18 protein-coding genes are annotated in these 16,488 nt (G+C 69.7%); 6 read left to right on the top strand and 12 right to left on the bottom strand.

All coding sequences use genetic code 11. The features are described from left to right. The first annotated feature begins 20 nt into the window (after positions 1-20). The gene (locus LKD76_RS18080; RefSeq protein ID WP_227982499.1) at positions 21-869 is read left to right on the top strand and encodes a bifunctional 5,10-methylenetetrahydrofolate dehydrogenase/5,10-methenyltetrahydrofolate cyclohydrolase; all 849 of its coding nucleotides are present in this window, start codon (positions 21-23) and stop codon (positions 867-869) included. Here LKD76_RS18080 and LKD76_RS18075 read toward each other — a convergent pair whose 3' ends face one another. Further along, positions 870-1,607, bottom strand: coding sequence for a L,D-transpeptidase (locus LKD76_RS18075; RefSeq protein WP_227982498.1), 738 nt, complete (start codon positions 1,605-1,607; stop codon positions 870-872). It lies immediately after the preceding gene. A gap of 141 nt (positions 1,608-1,748) precedes the next feature. Further along, a complete protein-coding gene (locus LKD76_RS18070) occupies positions 1,749-2,405 on the bottom strand; it encodes a cyclodeaminase/cyclohydrolase family protein (RefSeq protein WP_227982497.1) in 657 nt (218 codons plus the stop codon). Positions 2,406-2,633: 228 nt separating this feature from the next. Between LKD76_RS18070 and LKD76_RS18065 the strand changes: the two genes are divergently transcribed. Beyond that, complete coding sequence (locus tag LKD76_RS18065; RefSeq protein WP_227982496.1) at positions 2,634-3,671, top strand: LLM class F420-dependent oxidoreductase; 1,038 nt, start codon at positions 2,634-2,636, stop codon at positions 3,669-3,671. Positions 3,672-3,730: 59 nt separating this feature from the next. Here LKD76_RS18065 and LKD76_RS18060 read toward each other — a convergent pair whose 3' ends face one another. The 3 genes from LKD76_RS18060 to LKD76_RS18050 all read right to left on the bottom strand — a co-directional run bounded on the left by LKD76_RS18060 (position 3,731) and on the right by LKD76_RS18050 (position 5,355). Beyond that, complete coding sequence (locus LKD76_RS18060) at positions 3,731-4,069, bottom strand: STAS domain-containing protein (RefSeq protein ID WP_227985296.1); 339 nt, start codon at positions 4,067-4,069, stop codon at positions 3,731-3,733. Positions 4,070-4,295: 226 nt separating this feature from the next. Continuing rightward, a complete protein-coding gene (locus LKD76_RS18055; protein ID WP_227982495.1) occupies positions 4,296-4,619 on the bottom strand; it encodes a branched-chain amino acid transporter permease in 324 nt (107 codons plus the stop codon). Then, positions 4,612-5,355 (bottom strand): AzlC family ABC transporter permease, encoded by a 744-nt coding sequence (locus LKD76_RS18050; protein WP_227982494.1) that lies wholly within the window; start codon positions 5,353-5,355, stop codon positions 4,612-4,614. Before LKD76_RS18050 ends, LKD76_RS18055 begins: the two co-directional genes overlap by 8 nt. An 81-nt stretch (positions 5,356-5,436) precedes the next feature. Between LKD76_RS18050 and LKD76_RS18045 the strand changes: the two genes are divergently transcribed. After that, positions 5,437-5,877, top strand: a complete 441-nt coding sequence (locus LKD76_RS18045) for an Lrp/AsnC family transcriptional regulator (RefSeq protein ID WP_372465996.1) — start codon at positions 5,437-5,439, stop codon at positions 5,875-5,877. A gap of 20 nt (positions 5,878-5,897) precedes the next feature. On the opposite strand, the gene LKD76_RS18040 is transcribed toward LKD76_RS18045, so the two are convergent. The 5 genes from LKD76_RS18040 to LKD76_RS18020 all read right to left on the bottom strand — a co-directional run bounded on the left by LKD76_RS18040 (position 5,898) and on the right by LKD76_RS18020 (position 9,719). Next, positions 5,898-6,686 carry an SDR family NAD(P)-dependent oxidoreductase gene (locus LKD76_RS18040; protein ID WP_227982492.1) on the bottom strand — a complete coding sequence of 263 codons (789 nt, stop codon included), beginning with the start codon at positions 6,684-6,686 and terminating at the stop codon, positions 5,898-5,900. Between the two features lie 84 nt (positions 6,687-6,770). After that, on the bottom strand, positions 6,771-7,196 hold the full coding sequence (locus LKD76_RS18035) for a hypothetical protein (protein WP_227982491.1): 426 nt from the start codon (positions 7,194-7,196) through the stop codon (positions 6,771-6,773). Beyond that, positions 7,193-8,380, bottom strand: coding sequence for a molybdopterin-dependent oxidoreductase (locus tag LKD76_RS18030; RefSeq protein WP_227982490.1), 1,188 nt, complete (start codon positions 8,378-8,380; stop codon positions 7,193-7,195). The genes LKD76_RS18035 and LKD76_RS18030 overlap by 4 nt, the downstream gene beginning before the upstream one ends. Further along, on the bottom strand, positions 8,377-9,060 hold the full coding sequence (locus LKD76_RS18025) for a TIGR04282 family arsenosugar biosynthesis glycosyltransferase (RefSeq protein ID WP_227982489.1): 684 nt from the start codon (positions 9,058-9,060) through the stop codon (positions 8,377-8,379). The genes LKD76_RS18030 and LKD76_RS18025 overlap by 4 nt, the downstream gene beginning before the upstream one ends. Continuing rightward, positions 9,057-9,719: a glycosyltransferase family 2 protein gene (locus tag LKD76_RS18020; protein WP_227982488.1), complete on the bottom strand. Its 663-nt coding sequence runs from the start codon at positions 9,717-9,719 to the stop codon at positions 9,057-9,059. The genes LKD76_RS18025 and LKD76_RS18020 overlap by 4 nt, the downstream gene beginning before the upstream one ends. Positions 9,720-9,834: 115 nt before the next feature. On the opposite strand from LKD76_RS18020, the gene LKD76_RS18015 reads away from it, so the two are divergent. Genes LKD76_RS18015 through LKD76_RS18005 form a run of 3 tightly spaced genes read left to right on the top strand, consistent with a single transcriptional unit; the run spans position 9,835 to position 12,987 of the window. Then, positions 9,835-11,241, top strand: a complete 1,407-nt coding sequence (locus LKD76_RS18015) for a hypothetical protein (RefSeq protein WP_372465846.1) — start codon at positions 9,835-9,837, stop codon at positions 11,239-11,241. A 5-nt stretch (positions 11,242-11,246) separates the two neighbouring features. Continuing rightward, positions 11,247-11,936 (top strand): response regulator transcription factor, encoded by a 690-nt coding sequence (locus LKD76_RS18010; protein WP_227982487.1) that lies wholly within the window; start codon positions 11,247-11,249, stop codon positions 11,934-11,936. After that, complete coding sequence (locus LKD76_RS18005) at positions 11,926-12,987, top strand: sensor histidine kinase (protein ID WP_227982486.1); 1,062 nt, start codon at positions 11,926-11,928, stop codon at positions 12,985-12,987. The genes LKD76_RS18010 and LKD76_RS18005 overlap by 11 nt, the downstream gene beginning before the upstream one ends. Positions 12,988-13,000: 13 nt before the next feature. Here the strand turns inward: LKD76_RS18005 and LKD76_RS18000 are convergent, their stop codons facing one another. Beyond that, on the bottom strand, positions 13,001-14,059 hold the full coding sequence (locus LKD76_RS18000; protein ID WP_227982485.1) for an NAD-dependent epimerase/dehydratase family protein: 1,059 nt from the start codon (positions 14,057-14,059) through the stop codon (positions 13,001-13,003). Positions 14,060-14,160: 101 nt separating this feature from the next. Beyond that, positions 14,161-16,473, bottom strand: a complete 2,313-nt coding sequence (locus LKD76_RS17995; protein ID WP_227982484.1) for a SpoIIE family protein phosphatase — start codon at positions 16,471-16,473, stop codon at positions 14,161-14,163. Positions 16,474-16,488 lie beyond the last annotated feature (15 nt).

Raw genomic sequence — 16,488 nt, 5'->3', positions numbered from 1 at the left:
CGGCCCGATAAGGTGACCGGGTGGACACCATTTCGCTGACCGGCAAACAACTCGCCGCCGACCTCAACGCCGAGACGAAGCAACGCGCGGCCACGCTCACCGAATCCGGGGCCGCGCCGCGGCTGGTGCTGGTGATCGCCAATGACGATCCGGCCAGCGGGTGGTATGTCAATTCGCTGCAGCGCGCCGCGGGACGGCTCGGCATCGAATGCGAGAAGACCGATTTCGGAGCGCAGGCGAGTGCGGAGGAGATTCGCGGGGCCCTGGCGACATTGAGCGAGGATCCGGCGGTGCACGCGGTGATGCTGCAGACACCGCTGCCGGCCGGAGTGGACCTCAACGATGTCAGCTCCGCGATCGCCGCCGTCAAGGATGTCGACGGGGTGAGCCCGCTGTCACTGGGCCTGCTGGCCGCCGGACTGCCGGGATTTCCGCCGGCCACCTCCCAGGCGGTGGTGGAGCTGGCCAAACATCACGACATCGCGCTGGCCGGCCGTCATGTGGCGGTCGTGGGCCGGTCGAATGTCGTCGGCAAACCTCTGGCACAGCTGCTGCTGGCCGAGAATGCGACGGTGACGGTCTGTCATTCGCGGACCACCGATCTGCCCGCTGTCACCTCGGCGGCCGACGTCGTGGTCGCGGCGGCCGGGCGGGCCGGGCTGATCGGAGGTGACCATGTGCGTGCGGGCGCGGTGGTGATCGACGTCGGCACCAACGAGGGTCCCGACGGCGGCATCGTCGGCGATGTCGACGCAGCGACGGTCGAGGGCCGGGCGGGAGCGCTCAGTCCGGTACCCGGTGGTGTCGGGCCCGTCACCACCGCGCTGCTCATGCGCCATGTGGTGGAGGCGGCCGAAGCCGCGCGCTGATCACCAGTGGGTGGTCACCGGATCGCCCACGCTCACGGTGTCGTAGTACCACTCGGCATCGGCGGGCGCGAGATTGATGCAGCCGTGGCTGACGTTCGCGTTTCCCTGGTCGCCGACCGACCACGGCGCCGAGTGCACGAACACACCGCCGGAGGTGAGGCGCTCGGCGAACTCACCGGTGAGGTAGTACCCCTCCGGATCGTCGAGCGGGATGCCGATGGTGCGCGAATCGAAGATGATGGTGCGGTCCTTCTCCATGACGGGGAAGGTGCCGACCGGAGTCTCACGCCCCGGCTTGCCCATCGATGCCGGCATCACCCGCGGCGCCTGGCCGGGGACGAAGACGGTGAAGGTGTGCGCCGACATATCGGCGTCGGCGCTGGTGCCGCCGTCGGTCCGGAAATCCGCGCGGGCGTTGCCCGCATACACCGTGAATCGGGTGTCGGCGGGCAGGTATCCGGTGGCGGTCCAGACCAATTCGCGGTCGCTGGTCCAGGAGAACGTGCCGGGGTAGGTCCCGATGTGCACGGAACGCTCCGCACGGGTGCGATCGGTGACGGGTGCGGTGAATCTGACGGTCACCGGATGCGCGATCCCGACGACCGCGCCGCCGGCGGGGGAGATCGAGGCTACGGGCGCGATCCGCGGTGCCACCGTCGCGGCCGCGGTGCCGGTCGTAGCCGCGGCGATGAGTGCGATAACTGCTGCCAGGAGTACATGACGTATCATGTTCCGCATGGCTCCACCCCCTCAGGTGGGTTGCGTACCGAAGACCTCGATTCTAGATCCGGATGATCATGATCCGCCGGATAGTTCTCGCTTCGTGATCACAGTTACGGCGTGGCTAATCGAGGTTTCGCGAGGGGTGTGGTAAGGCTCTCAGCCGACGACGGCGGCGAGTACGTCGGTGTGCAGCGCGTCGGCGCGGGCGAAGATCTCCTCCACCCGCCGCAGCGCGGGGGCGAATTCCTCGGCCTCGTGATCACCGAGCGAGCCGACGTTGATGGCGATGTTCAGCTGCGAACTCGCGGCCGCGGCGCGGGCGGCGTCGGCCGCCGCTCCGATATCGGTCACGACGTTCGGATTGCCGATCGGCAGCAGGTCCGCGGCCAGCGACAGCACCTCGTCGGCCTCGGCGACCACCGCGGCCGGGACCCGCGCGGCTTCGAGAAGTGCGGCGGCGATGGCGTCCTTGCGTGCCGTGATCTGCTCGTCGGTGTCCTTGGGGAGCTTGTAGGCGGCTCCCACGGCGGTGAAGGCGGTGGCATCGGCATCGGCCAAGGCCAGCGCACGCGCGCGTGCGGCATCCGCGGCGGCGATGATCCGGTCGATCGCCGGGCGGTTGTCGGCGTCTTTGGCTCGGGTGGTGTAGCGGGCCACCATGGCCACCAGGGCGGCGCCCTGTGCGGCGTGCAGTGCCGCCACCGCGCCGCCGCCGGGTGCGGGGATCTTGGCGGCGAGATCGTCCAGGTATCGGCCGATCGTCGAGTCTCCGAACGTCGTGGTGTCCGGCGACGATGCGGTGTCCTGAGACATGCTGCGGGGCCTCCCGTTTCGAGGAATGGGCGTGCGGTACGCGAACAACCGTACCGGGCGTGCGCGGCGGTCGCGGATCGGGCCGGGCCGCCCTGGTGATCGCGGTGTGCGGGCGGTGTGCAGGATGGAAGCTGCGCGACCCGGCTGGTGTCGTGGATCGCATTTGTTACGGGTAATGGGGTGCTATAGCCTCATTGCAACTGGTTGCATATGAACGGAGTTGCATAGATGCGGATCGGATTGGGCATCAACTATGCGGGGGGCTTCAAGGAGGTCGCGGCCGAGGTCGCCGATCTCGAGCGGGCCGGCCTGGACATCGTCTTCGTCCCCGAGGCCTACTCCTACGACGCGGTGAGCGGACTGGGCTATCTGGCGGCCAAGACCGATCGGGTGCAGCTGGCGTCGGGCATCCTGCAGCTCTACACCCGTACGCCCACCCTGACCGCGATGACGGCCGCGGGACTGGACTACGTCTCCGACGGCCGCTACATCCTCGGTCTGGGCGCCTCCGGTCCACAGGTGATGGAGGGTTTCCACGGCGTGCCCTACGACGCCCCGATCGGCCGCACCCGCGAGGTGGTCGAGATCTGCCGCAAGGTGTGGCGGCGTGAACGTCTCGAATATCAGGGCAAGTACTACACGATCCCGCTGCCCGCCGATCGCGGCACCGGTCTGGGCAAACCGCTCAAGCTGATCAATCATCCGGTGCGCGAACGCATTCCGGTGCTACTGGCCGCGCTCGGCCCGAAGAACGTGCAGCTGGCCGCCGAACTCGCCGAAGGCTGGCAGCCCATCTTCTTCCTGCCGGAGAAGGCTCGGGACGTGTGGGGTGAGGCGCTGGCGGCGGGTACCGCGAAACGCGATCCCGCACTCGGCGAACTGGACGTCTACGCCGGTCCCGCGCTGGCCATCGGTGACAACGTGGAGCCGCTGCGCGAGTTCATCAAGCCGCATCTGGCGCTCTACATCGGCGGCATGGGCGCCAAGAGCAAGAACTTCTATCACACCCTGGCCACCAAATACGGCTACGGCGCCGAGGCCGACCGCATCCAGGAGCTCTATCTGGCCGGTCGCAAGGAGGAGGCCGCCAAGGTGGTCCCCGACGATCTGGTGCGCGACATCTCGCTGATCGGTTCGGCCGGCTTCGTCGCCGAACGGGTCGCGGCGTTCCGTGAGGCGGGCGTCACGGTGCTCAACGTGGTCCCGCTGGCCGAGACGGCGCCGGAACGGGTCAAGCTGATCGAACAGCTGCGCGAGCTGGTCTGAACGGATCCGCCGGCAGTTCGACGACGAACTGCCGGCGGTCCCTCGGGCCCCGGGTGAGGTCAGTCCTGCCGCAGCGCGGCGAGGGCGGCATCGAGTGTCGGGTGCAGAGCGAACACCTGATCGAGATTGGTGAGCTTGAGTTGCCTGCTGGTGGCGGGACCCTCGGCGACGAGAACGATGCGAGTCGTGGTGCCGGCCCGCTGATGGGCGGCGACGAGGGCGGCCATTCCGGCCGAAGCCAGGAAGCTCACCTGCAGCAGATCGATGATCAGTGTCGCCGGTTCACCGCCGAGGGTCGCCTCGATCGCACTCTGCAGTGCGGGAGCGGTTGCCAGATCGACCTCGCCGGCCACGGTGAGCACGGTCGCATCGTCGTGCACGGCGACCGAGGTGGTCATCGCGTCGGCGAGGGGATACGCGTCTCCGGAAGTGTTGGTCACGGTCCACAATGTACCCGGTGGGTGTGCCGGGGTCTCGCCCGCCAGGCAATCCTCTTCTCGCGCAAGGGGTTAGGTATCGCTTCGTGGTGCGCTCGCGTAGCTCGCGCGTCCGAGCGCCGCGTTCCGGTACTTCCGATCGGAAATGGCATCGGATGCCGCGTGCCCGCGCCGCCGGATATCGGCGCTAGGTATTCGCCAGGCAGGTGGCGAGGGCGACGTGGACCGCGGTGCCGGTCAGCACGCTGAGGGCGGCGTGGCGCCGCCACAGGTGCAACCCGACGGTCACGGCCAGGCAGAGCGCGGTGGGCCACAGCTGAGCCGGGGTGATATCGCGCACGGTGTACCCGGCGAGTACGACCATGACGCCGACCGGCATGGTCCGGCCGAGGTAGTCCACGGTGGCGTCGGTGCGCAGCGGTGTCAGCGCGGCGAACGGCAGTGCGCGCAGCGACCACGTGACGACGGCGCATACCGCGACGGCGGTCACCAGATAGCGGGTGTCAGGCACGGGAGGACTCTTTCCGGGTGCGGACGCGTCGGATCGACAGGGTGACGGTGAACAGTCCCAGTGCCACCGGGAGCATCTGCCCGGGCAGTGCGAACCGGGCGATCAGCGCGCAGACCAGAGCCGCCACCGGGACCGGCAGATCCGGCCGCGCCCGGTAGCCGTCCACGGCGAGTACGGCGAACAACGCCGTCAGGGCGAAATCCAGGCCGTCGAGCCGGATCGGCAAGACGGCCGCACCCGCGGCGCCGAGGGTCGCTCCGGCAACCCAATACCCCTGACACAGAAGCTGCAGCAACAGGATTCGGCGCCCGCTCCACCGGCGGGCCGATGCCCCGGTGGTCAACGCGTAGACCTCGTCGGTCAGCGCGAACGTCGCATATCCCTTCGCCACGCGGCCGGGCATGCGATGCAGCGGAAAGGACAGGGCGTAGAAGACGTGCCGGGAATTGACCAGAAATGCCGTCAGCGCCACCTGGGCCAGCGGGGTGGTCGCGGTCAGCAGTCCGATCAGCAGGAATTCCAGCGATCCGGCGTAGATGAAGCCCGCGAATACCGGCGCCCACCACCAGGCCAGGTGCGCGTGGACGACCAGTACCCCGAGCGCCAGGCCCAGTGGAACCAGTGCCAGGCCGACCGAGCCCGAGTCGGCCAGCGCCGCGCGCAGATCCGATCGCGCCGGGTCGGTCGTCGCGACAGCGGGTTCGGTGGTCGGTGTCGATGTCGTACTGATCCTCACCCGGGTAATTTTATGTGTTACTCGACGTAATATGGTGTCCGAAAGTGGCCACCGTCAGCGTCGGAGAGATACGAAATGCGCCTGGATTCGGTCGATAGAGATATTTTGTTTCAACTCGGTCGCGACGGCCGGTTGACGAACGTCGAACTGGCCAAGCGCGTCGGCCTGACCCCGCCGCCGTGTCTGCGACGCGTCAAACGGCTCGAGGACGCCGGAATCATCAGCGGTTATCGGGCGCGCATCGATACCGCCGCGATGGGCCGGGCCTTCGAGGTCGTGGTCGCGGTCGAGATCAGCATCAACGACTTGCAGACGGTCGAGGAATTCGAGCGGGCGGTCGCCTCCTACGACGAGGTCGTGGAATTCCATCGACTCTTCGGGCGGCCCGATTACTTCATCCGGGTCGCGGTGGCCGATCAGGCGATCTTCGAGACCTTCTTGACCAGCCGGCTGATGAGCCTGGCCGCGGTGGCCCGCGTCGATTCGCATCTGATCATGAAGAAGATCAAGACCGACGACTGACCGATCGCGGGCGGATTCCGTTACGGCAGAATCGAATCCACGTATCCGCCGTCCACACGGAGCGCGCCCCCGGTGGTCGCCGAGGCGAACGGCGAGCTGAGATAGACCACCATATTGGCGATCTCCTCCGGCTCGATCAGGCGCTGGATCAGCGATTGCGGCCGATGCTCGCGCATGAACTCGCGCTGTGCCCGGTCCCAGGGCAGTGACCGGTCCACGAGCTGATAGACGAAATCCTCCACACCGGCGGTGTGGGTAGGCCCGGCGATGACCGAGTTGACGGTGACGCCGGAGCCCGCGGCGTCCTTGGCGAAGCCGCGCGACAGTGCCAGCAGTGCGGTCTTGGATACCCCGTAATGGATCATCTCCTCGGGCACGACCACCGCCGAGTCACTGGCGATCTGGATCGCGCGGCCCCATTCCCTGGCGATCATGCCGGGCAGATAGGCACGGATCAGCCGCGCGGCCGACAGCACGTTGACCTCGAAGATGGTGCGCCACTGCGCATCCGTGATCTCGCGGGCCGGTACCGCGCCGAAGATCCCGAGATTGTTCACCAGAATGTCCACCGCGGGAAGTTCGGCGAGCAGTCGGTCCACGCCCTCGGTACTCGTCGCATCGGCGGTGACGCCGAGGACGTCGGCGCCGTCGGCGCGCAGTGCCGACACCGCTTCGTCGACTCGGTCGCGGGTGCGGCCGTTGACCGCGACCCGCGCGCCGCTGCGCGCCAGACCCTCGGCGATCGCCAGCCCGATTCCCTGCGTCGAGCCGGTGACCAGTGCGGTCCGGCCGGTCAGATCGATGATCATGGGCGAGACTCCTTCACGATCGGAGGGCTGCTGCGGGCGAGGTGCGGCTCGACCGCCCGGCGCGCGGGCGCGACCTATCGAACACTACGCGTCACCCGGGGTGCGGCGGCGACCCTCGCGCCGCCGGCGCCGTAGTACCGCGCCGCCGACCCCCGCCCAGACCAGCGCCACCGCGATCGCCAGGCCCACGCCGTAATCGCGGTCCAGCACAGTCGGATTCGCGACCGCGCCACCGCGCCGGACGACGGGGACCGCTACCACCACCAGCGTGACCGTGGCGACGGCACCGATCGCCACCGGCGCGACGACGCCGGCGGGCACCCAGCGGCGGCCGATCGCACCCACGCCCGCGGACAGCGGTGCGAAGACGGCATCGTGCAGCACGATCACACCCAGGAACCAGATCGCGATGGACAGCAGTTCGACGGGCCTCATCGTCAGCACGAGGTCGATCCCGTACCCGGCCGCCGCGAGGCCGGACAGCAGCAGCACCGCACGCACCACGGTCATGGCCCGGCCTCGATCCGTGACAGCCATTTGGTCTGCAGCACACCCGGCCGGTTCGGTGCGATGAGACGACACGGGAACCCGTGATCCACATCGAGATCGGATCCGTTGAGCCGCAAGGCGATCAGAGTCGAATCGTCCACCACGTGCGGATGCGGGAGCGATGAACTGCTGTAGAGACCGCCCTGTTCCAGGGAGCGGACGGTGACCTCGCCGCCGCCGTAGCCGCCGACCGCGGCGAGCAGGTCGCGCAGCCGTATTCCCGACCAGTGGGCCGATACGCTCCACCCCTCCACGCAGGCCATCGGGAGGACGGCGGCATGCTGCGGCAGGCTCGTCAATTCCGCCCGCGAGAACGCGCGGATGCGAGATCCCACCGCGACGGTCAGCCGGTAGTCCGGATCGAGGGCTCGCTCGACCACGGCGGCCTGCCGGGCGGTGCGGTTGATCGGCACCGCCTGCGGTCCGGTTCCGCTGCGCGGGGCGAGCACGGAGACCCGGCGCAGCCACGGCACCGACTGGCCGGCGATGGACAATCCCGCCACGGCGGCCGAAACGGCCGCGGCGGTCAGCACCACACGTCTCGGGGCCACCGCGGCCGCCGTCGATCGCCGCGGCCGGTGCGCGGCGTCGGCGTCGGCTCGCGGCCCGGGTCCCCGCCGGGTGAGCACGTCTCGCACGACAGGCAATGTGACCGCCAGATGGATCGCGAGAGCGCCGAAGGCGATGTAGGCCATCGCGTAATGCGTGGTCGTGAAGAAGAACCGCCACGGGTAGAACTGAGCGATGTTGCACAGTCCGGTCGCCAGTTGGAAGAGTATCGATCCGACCAGCATCGCGATGGCACCGCGTTCGGCCACCCGCAGCGGGTTACCGAGGATCGGCCGGGCGAACAGGCGGGGATATACCGACCACAGTTTCACCAGCACCAGCGGAATCGTGATCACTCCACTGACCACGTGGGTTCCCTGGGTGACCCGGTACAGCCACACCGGATGCGCCGGCCAGGCGAACCACGAGGGCGGATGCTGGATCCAGTGGCTGATCAGGCCGGTGACGAAGCACAGCGTCACCGTGCCACCGATCGCGATGCCGATCCGTGCCGCGACCTCCGGGGAGCGCGCCGCGGCGATGCGGGCGCGCACCGCGGCGGGCAGCAGCAGTCGATCCCCGGCGCCCGCCGTCATCGGTGGTGGCCGGCGGCAGCCGAGATGAGCCGCGCCGCGGCGGTGGCGAACAATCCCTGGCAGCCGGCCGCGACCCCGGCGATGTCGTCGTAGCGGTCGACATCGTCGAGCTCGGGAAGCAGTGCGATGTGACATCCGATACGCGACAGCGCCTCTCGAGTCATCTGCCCGGTCCGATCGGTGGACATCGGCACCTCCGCGAGCACTCTGGCATGGCGCGGATCCGACAGGCCGAGCGCCCACCAGCCACCGTCGGCGGCCGGTCCGAGAACCGAATCGCCTTCCGACAGCAGCCTTTTCCCGCATTCGGTCAGCAGGACCGAGTCGGCCTGCGGGGTGTCCATCCCGATCTGCAGAACCGGAAATCCGGCGCGGGCGGCATCGGCGTGCGCGTTGGCCAGCCGAATCCCGAAATCGGCCCCGCGCTGAGCGACGATATCGAAATCCCGCAACGCCGCGTCGATCTCGCGCCGGCGCTGCGCGCGATCCAGCTCACCGGTCCAGGCCACCACCGCTCGCGCGGCGCTGCTGGCCCGTACCGCGGCCAGGGTGTCCAGCAGTGAGGCGGCGGCCAGGTCGGCGGCCTCACCCGGTGACAGGGGTGGTGTCAGCCGCGTTTTGGCGAATCCGGCCACCGGAGCCTTCGCCACGACGAGCAGCGTGAACGGCAGTGTTGTCATCGCACACTCCAGAAGTCGCGGGCGGCACGGATCGTGCCGACTACCGAACCGGACACCTTGGACACCCCATGGGTTCTCGGCCGGTAGGTGACGTCGCGTTCGACGACCCGCCAGTCGGCTCGCGCCGCCCCCGCCAGCAACGCGAGCGGATAACCCGAGCGGGGATGCAGCGGTCCCAGTGCGAGCAGTTCGGCGCGGCGGATCACCCGCATGGCCGCCAGATCGTGCACCGGCAGGTGATACCTGTGCCGGAGCCAGCCAGCGAGCAACCAGTTTCCGAGCCGGGCATGCCAGGGCCAGGCGCCCGGCACCGGTCGCCGCCGACCGGCGACCATCGCGATCCCGGGGGTGAGTTCGGAGACCAGCAGCGGGAGTTCATCGGGGGCCATCGAGCCGTCGCCGTCGAGCACCGCCACCAGTTCGGTGGAGGTGGCGGCGATCCCGGCCTGCACGGCGGCCCCGTATCCAGGGGTGGGTTCGGTGACGACCGTGGCCCCGGCGGCACGAGCCACCTGCGCGGTGGCGTCGGTGGATCCGTTGTCCACCACGATGACCCGGTATTCGGCGGGCACCGCCGACAACACACCGGGCAGGGCGCCCGCTTCGTTGCGGCACGGGATGACCACCGTCAGCGGGGGCGAGGTCTCGACTGGGTTCACAGGTTCGACCGTATGCCCGCTCGGTCGGAAATTAGCTGGTCGCAACGGTGACGAAACTGTGACGGCACGGTCTCGGAAGCATGGAGCAGCGGCCGGCGGGGCCTACGGTGAACCGGTGAGCGATACCCGCAGCACCACCGAATCGCGCGCGCGGCCCGTCTCCGGCATCCGCGCCGACATCACGTGCGCGGTGGGCGCCGCGATACTGGTCGCCGCCGCCTTCGTCGTCCCGTGGGTCGGCACCGCGCACTATCGCGATTCGTTGTACGCCGCGTCGGCGCCGATCTTCGGCTCCTGGTTGCCGCATATCGGCTGGGGGACCGGACCGGCCGTGCTGGTCGCCGTCGGTGTCGTCGTCCGGGGACCCACCGTCGCCGCGTCGGTCGGCTGGCGTCGCCTGTTGCTCGTCACCTGGATCACGGCGCTGGCGTGGGCCTTCGCACTCGCCATGGTCGACGGCTGGCAGCGCGGCTTCGCGGGCCGACTGACCACTGGCCACGAATATCTGCACGAGGTCGGCGGTGTCACCGATATCCCGGCGATGCTGCACGGGTTCGCGGGCCGGATCCTGGATTATCAGCCCGACTCCTGGACGACTCACGTCTCCGGTCATCCTCCGGGTGCGTTGCTGGTTTTCGTGTGGCTGGATCGTCTCGGATTGGGCGGTGGCGTATGGGCTTCCACGGTGTGCACCCTGGTCGGATGCAGCGCGTCGGTGGCCGTCCTGGTGGCGCTGCGGGCGCTGGGCGCCGAGCATCGGGCGCGTGCGGCCGCACCGTATCTCGCGCTCGCGCCCGCGGCGATCTGGCTGGCGGTCTCGGCCGACGCGTTCTTCGCGGGCGTGACGGCGTGGGCCGTCGCGGCGCTGGCGGCCGGACTGAGTTCCGTGCGGCGCCGTCCCGTGCTGGTCGGCGTGGCCGGGGTGTTGTTCGGATTCGGCATCTATCTCAATTACGGGCTGGTGCTGATGGTGGTCCCGGCTGCCGCCGTGATCGCGGTGCGTGGGGTGCGGGCGGTGTGGCCGGCGTTGCTGGGCGCGCTGGCGGTGGTGGCGGCGTTCACGCTGTCCGGATTCTGGTGGCTGGAGGGCTATCACCTCGTGGTGCGGCGCTACTACCAGGGCATCGCGACCACGCGGCCGGTGTCGTACTGGATCTGGGCGAATCTGGCGGCGACCGTGTGCGCGGTCGGGTTGGCGGCCGCCGCGGCTCTGCACCGGTTGCCGGCCGGTGTCGGCCTGCCCGGTCCGGGTGAGCTGCGGGCGGGCCCCGGACGTGCGCTGGCGCGTTGGCGCAACCGCGTCGATCCGGCGGCGCTGCTGGCCGCGGCCGGTCTGGCGGCGCTGCTTCTCGCCGATGCCAGCGGCCTCAGCAAGGCCGAGACCGAGCGGATCTGGCTGCCGTTCGACGTCTGGGTACTGGCGGGCACCGCGCTGCTGCCGGCCCGGACCACGCGCGTGTGGCTGGCCGTGCAAGCGGTCGGCACACTGGTTCTCGCCCACCTCGTCCTCACGAATTGGTGACCGATATGCGGATTCTGATCGCCGACGACGACCCGGTGGTGCGCGATGTGGTGCGTCGCTACCTCGAACGGGACGGATTGCAGGTCACCGAGGTCGCCGACGGTGAACACGCCGCCCGCGAGCTCACCGGCGGTGCGATCGATCTCGCGATCCTGGACGTGATGATGCCGGCGCCCGACGGCATCGAACTGTGCCGGGCGGTGCGCGAGGGGGATCGGTGCGAGATGCCGATCATCATGCTCACCGCGCTGGGTGAGGAAGAGGATCGAGTGGTCGGCTTGACCGCCGGTGCGGACGACTATCTGACCAAACCCTTCAGTCCCCGGGAACTGGCGCTGCGAGTCGCTTCGGTGCTGCGTCGCACGCACGGTCCGGCACCGGCGCCCGGGGTACTGAGCAGTGGTGAGATCCGGCTGCGTCCCGCGGCGGCGACGGTCGAGGTCGCCGGGCGCCCGGTGGCGCTGACCGCCCGGGAATTCGATCTGCTGGCCTTCCTGCTGGCTCATCAGCAGCGGGTGTTCAGCCGGGCGGAACTGCTCGAGCGAGTGTGGGGCTGGAGTTTCGGCGATCAGTCGACGGTCACGGTCCATGTCAAACGGCTACGCGCCAAACTCGGCGCCGCGCACCGCATCGAGACGGTGTGGGGCCGCGGATATGCCTGGGGGACCGGAACGGGAGGCGATCGTGCCGAATGACGTCGCGGGATTGATCGGATGGGCCCTCGCCGGTTGCGTGCCGGTGGTGGCGATCGGAGCGGTCGGGCTGCGACTGTTCCGCAATCGCTCCCTGGGGCTGTCGATGGTCATCCTGGTGTTGATACCGACCGTGGCGACACTGTGTGGTTTCGTCGCGGTCAGCGGCCTGATGTTCTCGGATGCGCTGGCCAGGATGGCGGTGGTGCTCGCCGTCGTCACCGCCGTCACGGTCCCGGCCGCGGTCGTACTCGGCCGGGTGCAGGCGCGAGCGCTGGTGTGGGAGAAGCAGATGCTGGATCAGGAGCGAGCGGCCGAGGCCTCGCGCCGCGAGCTCGTCGCCTGGGTCAGCCACGATCTGCGTACCCCACTGGCGGGGATCCGCGCGATGGGCGAGGCATTGGCCGACGGCGTGGTCGCCGGGGCAGGTGACGTGCGGCGCTACGGGACGCAGATCGTCCGGGAGACCACCCGGCTGTCGGGCATGGTGGACGACCTGTTCGAGATGTCGAAGATCAACGCGGGCGCCCTCCGGTTGCGCCTCGAGCCCCTGGATCTGCGTGAGCTGATCGACGATGTCCTGGCCGCGAGCCGCCCGGCCGCTGCCCGGGCCGGGCTGAATGTGCGGGCCCGGCAGCCGGATTCGGCGATCATGGTGGCGGGCAGCGATCAGGCGCTGACCAGGGTGCTGACCAATCTGCTCGCGAACGCGATCACGCACACGCCACCGGGCGGCGAGATCGAGATCGCCGCCGGGAGTGAGCACGGCCGAGCCTGGGCCCGGATCGACGACACCGGTCCCGGTATCGCCGAGTCGGATCTGCCCCGCATCTTCGAGGCCGGTTATCGCGGCACCACCGCGCGCTCCCCGGCCGCCGACGGGGGAGGTGGCGGTATGGGGCTGGCGATCGCCGCCGGGCTACTGTCGGTGCACCACGGCGAGATCTCGGCGCGGAATCGAGAACGAGGCTGCCGCTTCGAGATTCGTCTTCCACTGCTGACCGATTCGGCGGCGGGGCACCCGGCGCGCGTCGACTCGGAGACGGCGGTCTGAACACCGGCGGCGGTCACCATCGCGGGGGTTCGGTTCCGGCGGCCACGCGTAGCGGCGCGCCGGCGAATTCGGTGAGTCCGCGCGCGGGATCGACGGCGGCGCTGAATCCGAGCAGTTCGCGCGCGCGAGCCGGGCTGGCGACGATGTGGCGGACGTCGCCCGGGCGGAATTCGCCGGTCACCACCGGTTCGGGGCCTCGATGCGCACGGGCGAGTACCCCTGCCACGGTAGCGATATCGATCGGGTGCCCGGAGGCGATGTTCAGTGCCGTGAATCCGTCGAGTGGTCGTTCGACCGCCAGGACGTTGGCCGCGGCGACATCGGCGACGTGGACGAAATCGCGCATCTGGGCGCCGTCTTCGAACACGCGCGGCGCGCACCCCGCCTCGAGTGCCGAGCGGAAGATGGCGGCGACGCCGGAATACGGTGTGTCCCTTGGCATATCGGGGCCGTAGACGTTGTGGTAGCGCAGTGCCGTGACCGACGATCCGGTGGCGGCGGCCCAGGCGGCGGCGTAGTTCTCCTGGGCCAGCTTGCTCGCGGCGTAGAGGCTGCGCGGGCACAGGGCGGCGTCCTCGGTCACCGGCGACCACAGCAACGGCGCACCGGTGTCGGGATCGAGATGGTCGAACACCCCGTGTTCGAGGTCCACGCGGCGGCGTGGGCGCGGTGTCATCGCGATGGAATCCGCTGTCCGATAACCTCCTTCGCCGTACACCACCATCGATGACGCCAGTACCAGCCGGCGGCATCGGGCACGATCCATCGCGGCGAGCAGGACCGCGGTGCCCAGGTCGTTGTGGCTGGCGTAGGCGGGCGCGTCCTGCACGGTCACCCCGGCCCCGACCACGGCGGCCTGGTGGCAGACGACATCGACTCCGCGCAACGCGGTGTCGAGCGCGTCCGGATCGCGCACGTCGGCGCATCGCACCCCGTCGGGAGGCCGGGCATCGCGACCGTGAGCGGCGCCGAGCATCACGTCGATCGCCACCAGTTCGTGTCCGGCCTCGGCGAGCGCCTGCCGGATTCGAGATCCGATGAACCCGGCCGCACCTGTCAGCAGAATCCGCATGGTGTGATTGTCGACGCAGAGCCGGCGTGGCGGCAGGCTCGAACCGCCCCGGTAAGCAAACCGTCACATTCGGCGCCCCGCGCGACCCGGTGGCGCCGGGCTCACACCGTACTGGCCGCGGAGAACGTCACCGAGGGCAGGGCGGCGGTCAGCCGGACGCGGGTGCCCGTGTCGGTGTGATCGATGTCCACCTCGTCGGCGAGCGCGCGCATCATCGCCAATCCGCGGCCGCGGTAACCCGGATCCTCGGGCAGCGGCCGCCAGGTGCCGGTATCGATCACCTCGATGAGCACCGATCCGTGCGCGCACTGGGCGGTCACCACCACCCGGCCCGCGGCGCCGGTTCGGTAGGCGTGCTCGATGCTGTTGGTACAGGCTTCGTTGGCGGCGGAGACCAGATCGGCGGCCAGGTCGTGTCCGACGGCGGCGGACGCCAGCCACGCGGCCAGCGCACGGCGCACGCCGGTCAGCCGGCCCGCCTCGGCGGGGATGTCGAGCCGCAGCGGGCGCGGCGGCTGCCGGTACACCACCATCGCGATATCGTCGTCGTAGCCGGCTTCCGGACGCAGCCGGTTCAGCACCGCCTCGGTGACCTCGCGCGGCGGATACGGCGCGGCGCCGGACAATTCGTCGGCGATCTGCTCGAATCTGACGTCGATGTCCACGCCGCGCTGTTCGACCAGACCGTCGGTGAACAGCACGAGCGTCGAGCCCGGTTCCAGCGCGGTGGTCGCCTCGGGCCGCTGCGGGGTGTCGAAGGTCGCCAGCGGCACCGCCCGGCCGCCCTCGAGCAGCCGGCCGGTACGTCCGGGCGCGGCCAGCACCGGCGGCATATGGCCGGCGCTCGAGTAGCGGACCAGTCCGCGAACCGGATCCAGAATGGCCGCGCATACGGTCGTGCACATGGCGCCGGGGATGCGGGCGGCCACCGTGTCGAGTTCGGCGAGGAGCTGGGCAGGCCCGGCGCCGCGCAGCAGGAGAGCCTGTGCGGCGGTACGCAATTGGCCCATCACCACGGCTGCGGACAGACCGCGCCCGACACAGTCGCCGACCACGATTCCGAGGGTGCCGTCGCGCAACTGCACCACGTCGTACCAGTCGCCGCCGATTTCCAAGGGGGGCAGTGCCGGTTCGTAGTGGACCGCGAAACCCGGTGGCAGTTCGATCGGGCCGAGCATGGCGCGCTGCAGGGTCAACGACGTCGAGCGAGCCTGATCGAAGTTGCGGGCCCGCTGCACGGCCAGGCTGAGATGACCGACCAGCAGGGAGAACAACGACCAGTCGCCGGGACTGATGGCACGCGGCGCGGCGAATCGCACCCACAGTGCCGCGTCGCCGAATTCACCCAGCGGCGCCACGATGCCCTCGGAGCTCGCCGCGCCCTCCGGGATGGGGAACATCGCCCGATGCGGCCGCATCCGGGTCCGATCCAGCAGTGCCCGCGCCCGGGCGTCGAGCACCGTCCGTGAGATGGCCGCAGCGCCGTCCCCGGCCGCGCCGGTTCCCGGTGACGGTGCCGCCGAGGCGGTTTCGCCGTCGGCGACCGGACCCGAGACGTACAGTTCCGGGGCGTTCTGGGTATTCGGCCACATCGACACCACGGCGGTCTCGGCGCCGATGGCGCGGCGCAGCTCCTCGAGCCCCACCGACAGCACCTCCGCCACGGTGGTGGCGGCACCGACCGCCGTGGCCAGCCGCGAGACCGCCTGATCGCGAGCCTGCGCATCGTGTTCGGCGGTCACATCGCGCACCGTGCCCACGAAGATGCGTTCGTCGTCCTCCGGAAGGCGCAGCGAGGACGTGCTCACGGCCAGCCACACCCGCCGCCCGTCGCGGTGGCGGGCCGGCATCACGAATCGGGTCGCCTCGGTGCCCAGTGCCGGATACCGGGACTCGGAATCGTCGGACCACGGATGCGGCTGCCGGTAGGGCGCGGTGTCGGGTCCGTATCCGGTCAGCGCGCCGAAGGCGGAATTGACCTCGGTGACGGTGCCGTCGGCAGCCGCGACGAAGAATCCGTCCTGCAGCGATTCCACCAATGCGGTACGGAAAGCGTCGCGGTCGGCGAGATCCTCGGCGCGCAGGCGCTGCAATTCGTAGCTGCGCGTGCTGTCCAGGAAACCGCGGGTCGCGACGTCGAGCGCGGCGAGGGTCTGCAGCAGGAACTCCAGAGCCGCTTGCGCGCGCGAGGCCGTCTCCGCCTTCGGGAGCGATGGCGCGGAGGGGGCGATGAGGCCCTGTTCGTCGAGCACGCGGAAGTGGTGCTCGGTCAGATCCAGGATGCTGACGCCCTCGACCAGCGCTCGCCGGCCGAGTTCATACCCCTCGGCGAGCGTGTTCTGGGTGGGCGAATCCATATGCAGCCGAAGCGCATTGCCGTACGCCTCGCGAAATGCGGCCAGCACCGCACTCATCGCACCGGCCTCCGC

Source organism: Nocardia spumae, from assembly GCF_020733635.1.
In the GTDB taxonomy this organism is placed as follows: domain Bacteria; phylum Actinomycetota; class Actinomycetes; order Mycobacteriales; family Mycobacteriaceae; genus Nocardia; species Nocardia spumae.
Note: the sequence above shows the minus strand (reverse complement) of the source record. Positions and strands in the feature narration are given on the sequence as shown.

What these genes read in the sequence shown, in the direction of transcription:
- LKD76_RS18075 (WP_227982498.1), bottom strand. Translation starts at nt 1,607, where the DNA reads ATGCGGAACATGATACGTCATGTACTCCTGGCAGCAGTTATCGCACTC.
- LKD76_RS18070 (WP_227982497.1), bottom strand. Translation starts at nt 2,405, where the DNA reads ATGTCTCAGGACACCGCATCGTCGCCGGACACCACGACGTTCGGAGAC.
- LKD76_RS18065 (WP_227982496.1), top strand. Translation starts at nt 2,634, where the DNA reads ATGCGGATCGGATTGGGCATCAACTATGCGGGGGGCTTCAAGGAGGTC.
- LKD76_RS18060 (WP_227985296.1), bottom strand. Translation starts at nt 4,069, where the DNA reads ATGACCACCTCGGTCGCCGTGCACGACGATGCGACCGTGCTCACCGTG.
- LKD76_RS18040 (WP_227982492.1), bottom strand. Translation starts at nt 6,686, where the DNA reads ATGATCATCGATCTGACCGGCCGGACCGCACTGGTCACCGGCTCGACG.
- LKD76_RS18035 (WP_227982491.1), bottom strand. Translation starts at nt 7,196, where the DNA reads ATGACCGTGGTGCGTGCGGTGCTGCTGCTGTCCGGCCTCGCGGCGGCC.
- LKD76_RS18030 (WP_227982490.1), bottom strand. Translation starts at nt 8,380, where the DNA reads ATGACGGCGGGCGCCGGGGATCGACTGCTGCTGCCCGCCGCGGTGCGC.
- LKD76_RS18025 (WP_227982489.1), bottom strand. Translation starts at nt 9,060, where the DNA reads ATGACAACACTGCCGTTCACGCTGCTCGTCGTGGCGAAGGCTCCGGTG.
- LKD76_RS18010 (WP_227982487.1), top strand. Translation starts at nt 11,247, where the DNA reads ATGCGGATTCTGATCGCCGACGACGACCCGGTGGTGCGCGATGTGGTG.
- LKD76_RS18000 (WP_227982485.1), bottom strand. Translation starts at nt 14,059, where the DNA reads ATGCGGATTCTGCTGACAGGTGCGGCCGGGTTCATCGGATCTCGAATC.
- LKD76_RS17995 (WP_227982484.1), bottom strand. Translation starts at nt 16,473, where the DNA reads ATGAGTGCGGTGCTGGCCGCATTTCGCGAGGCGTACGGCAATGCGCTT.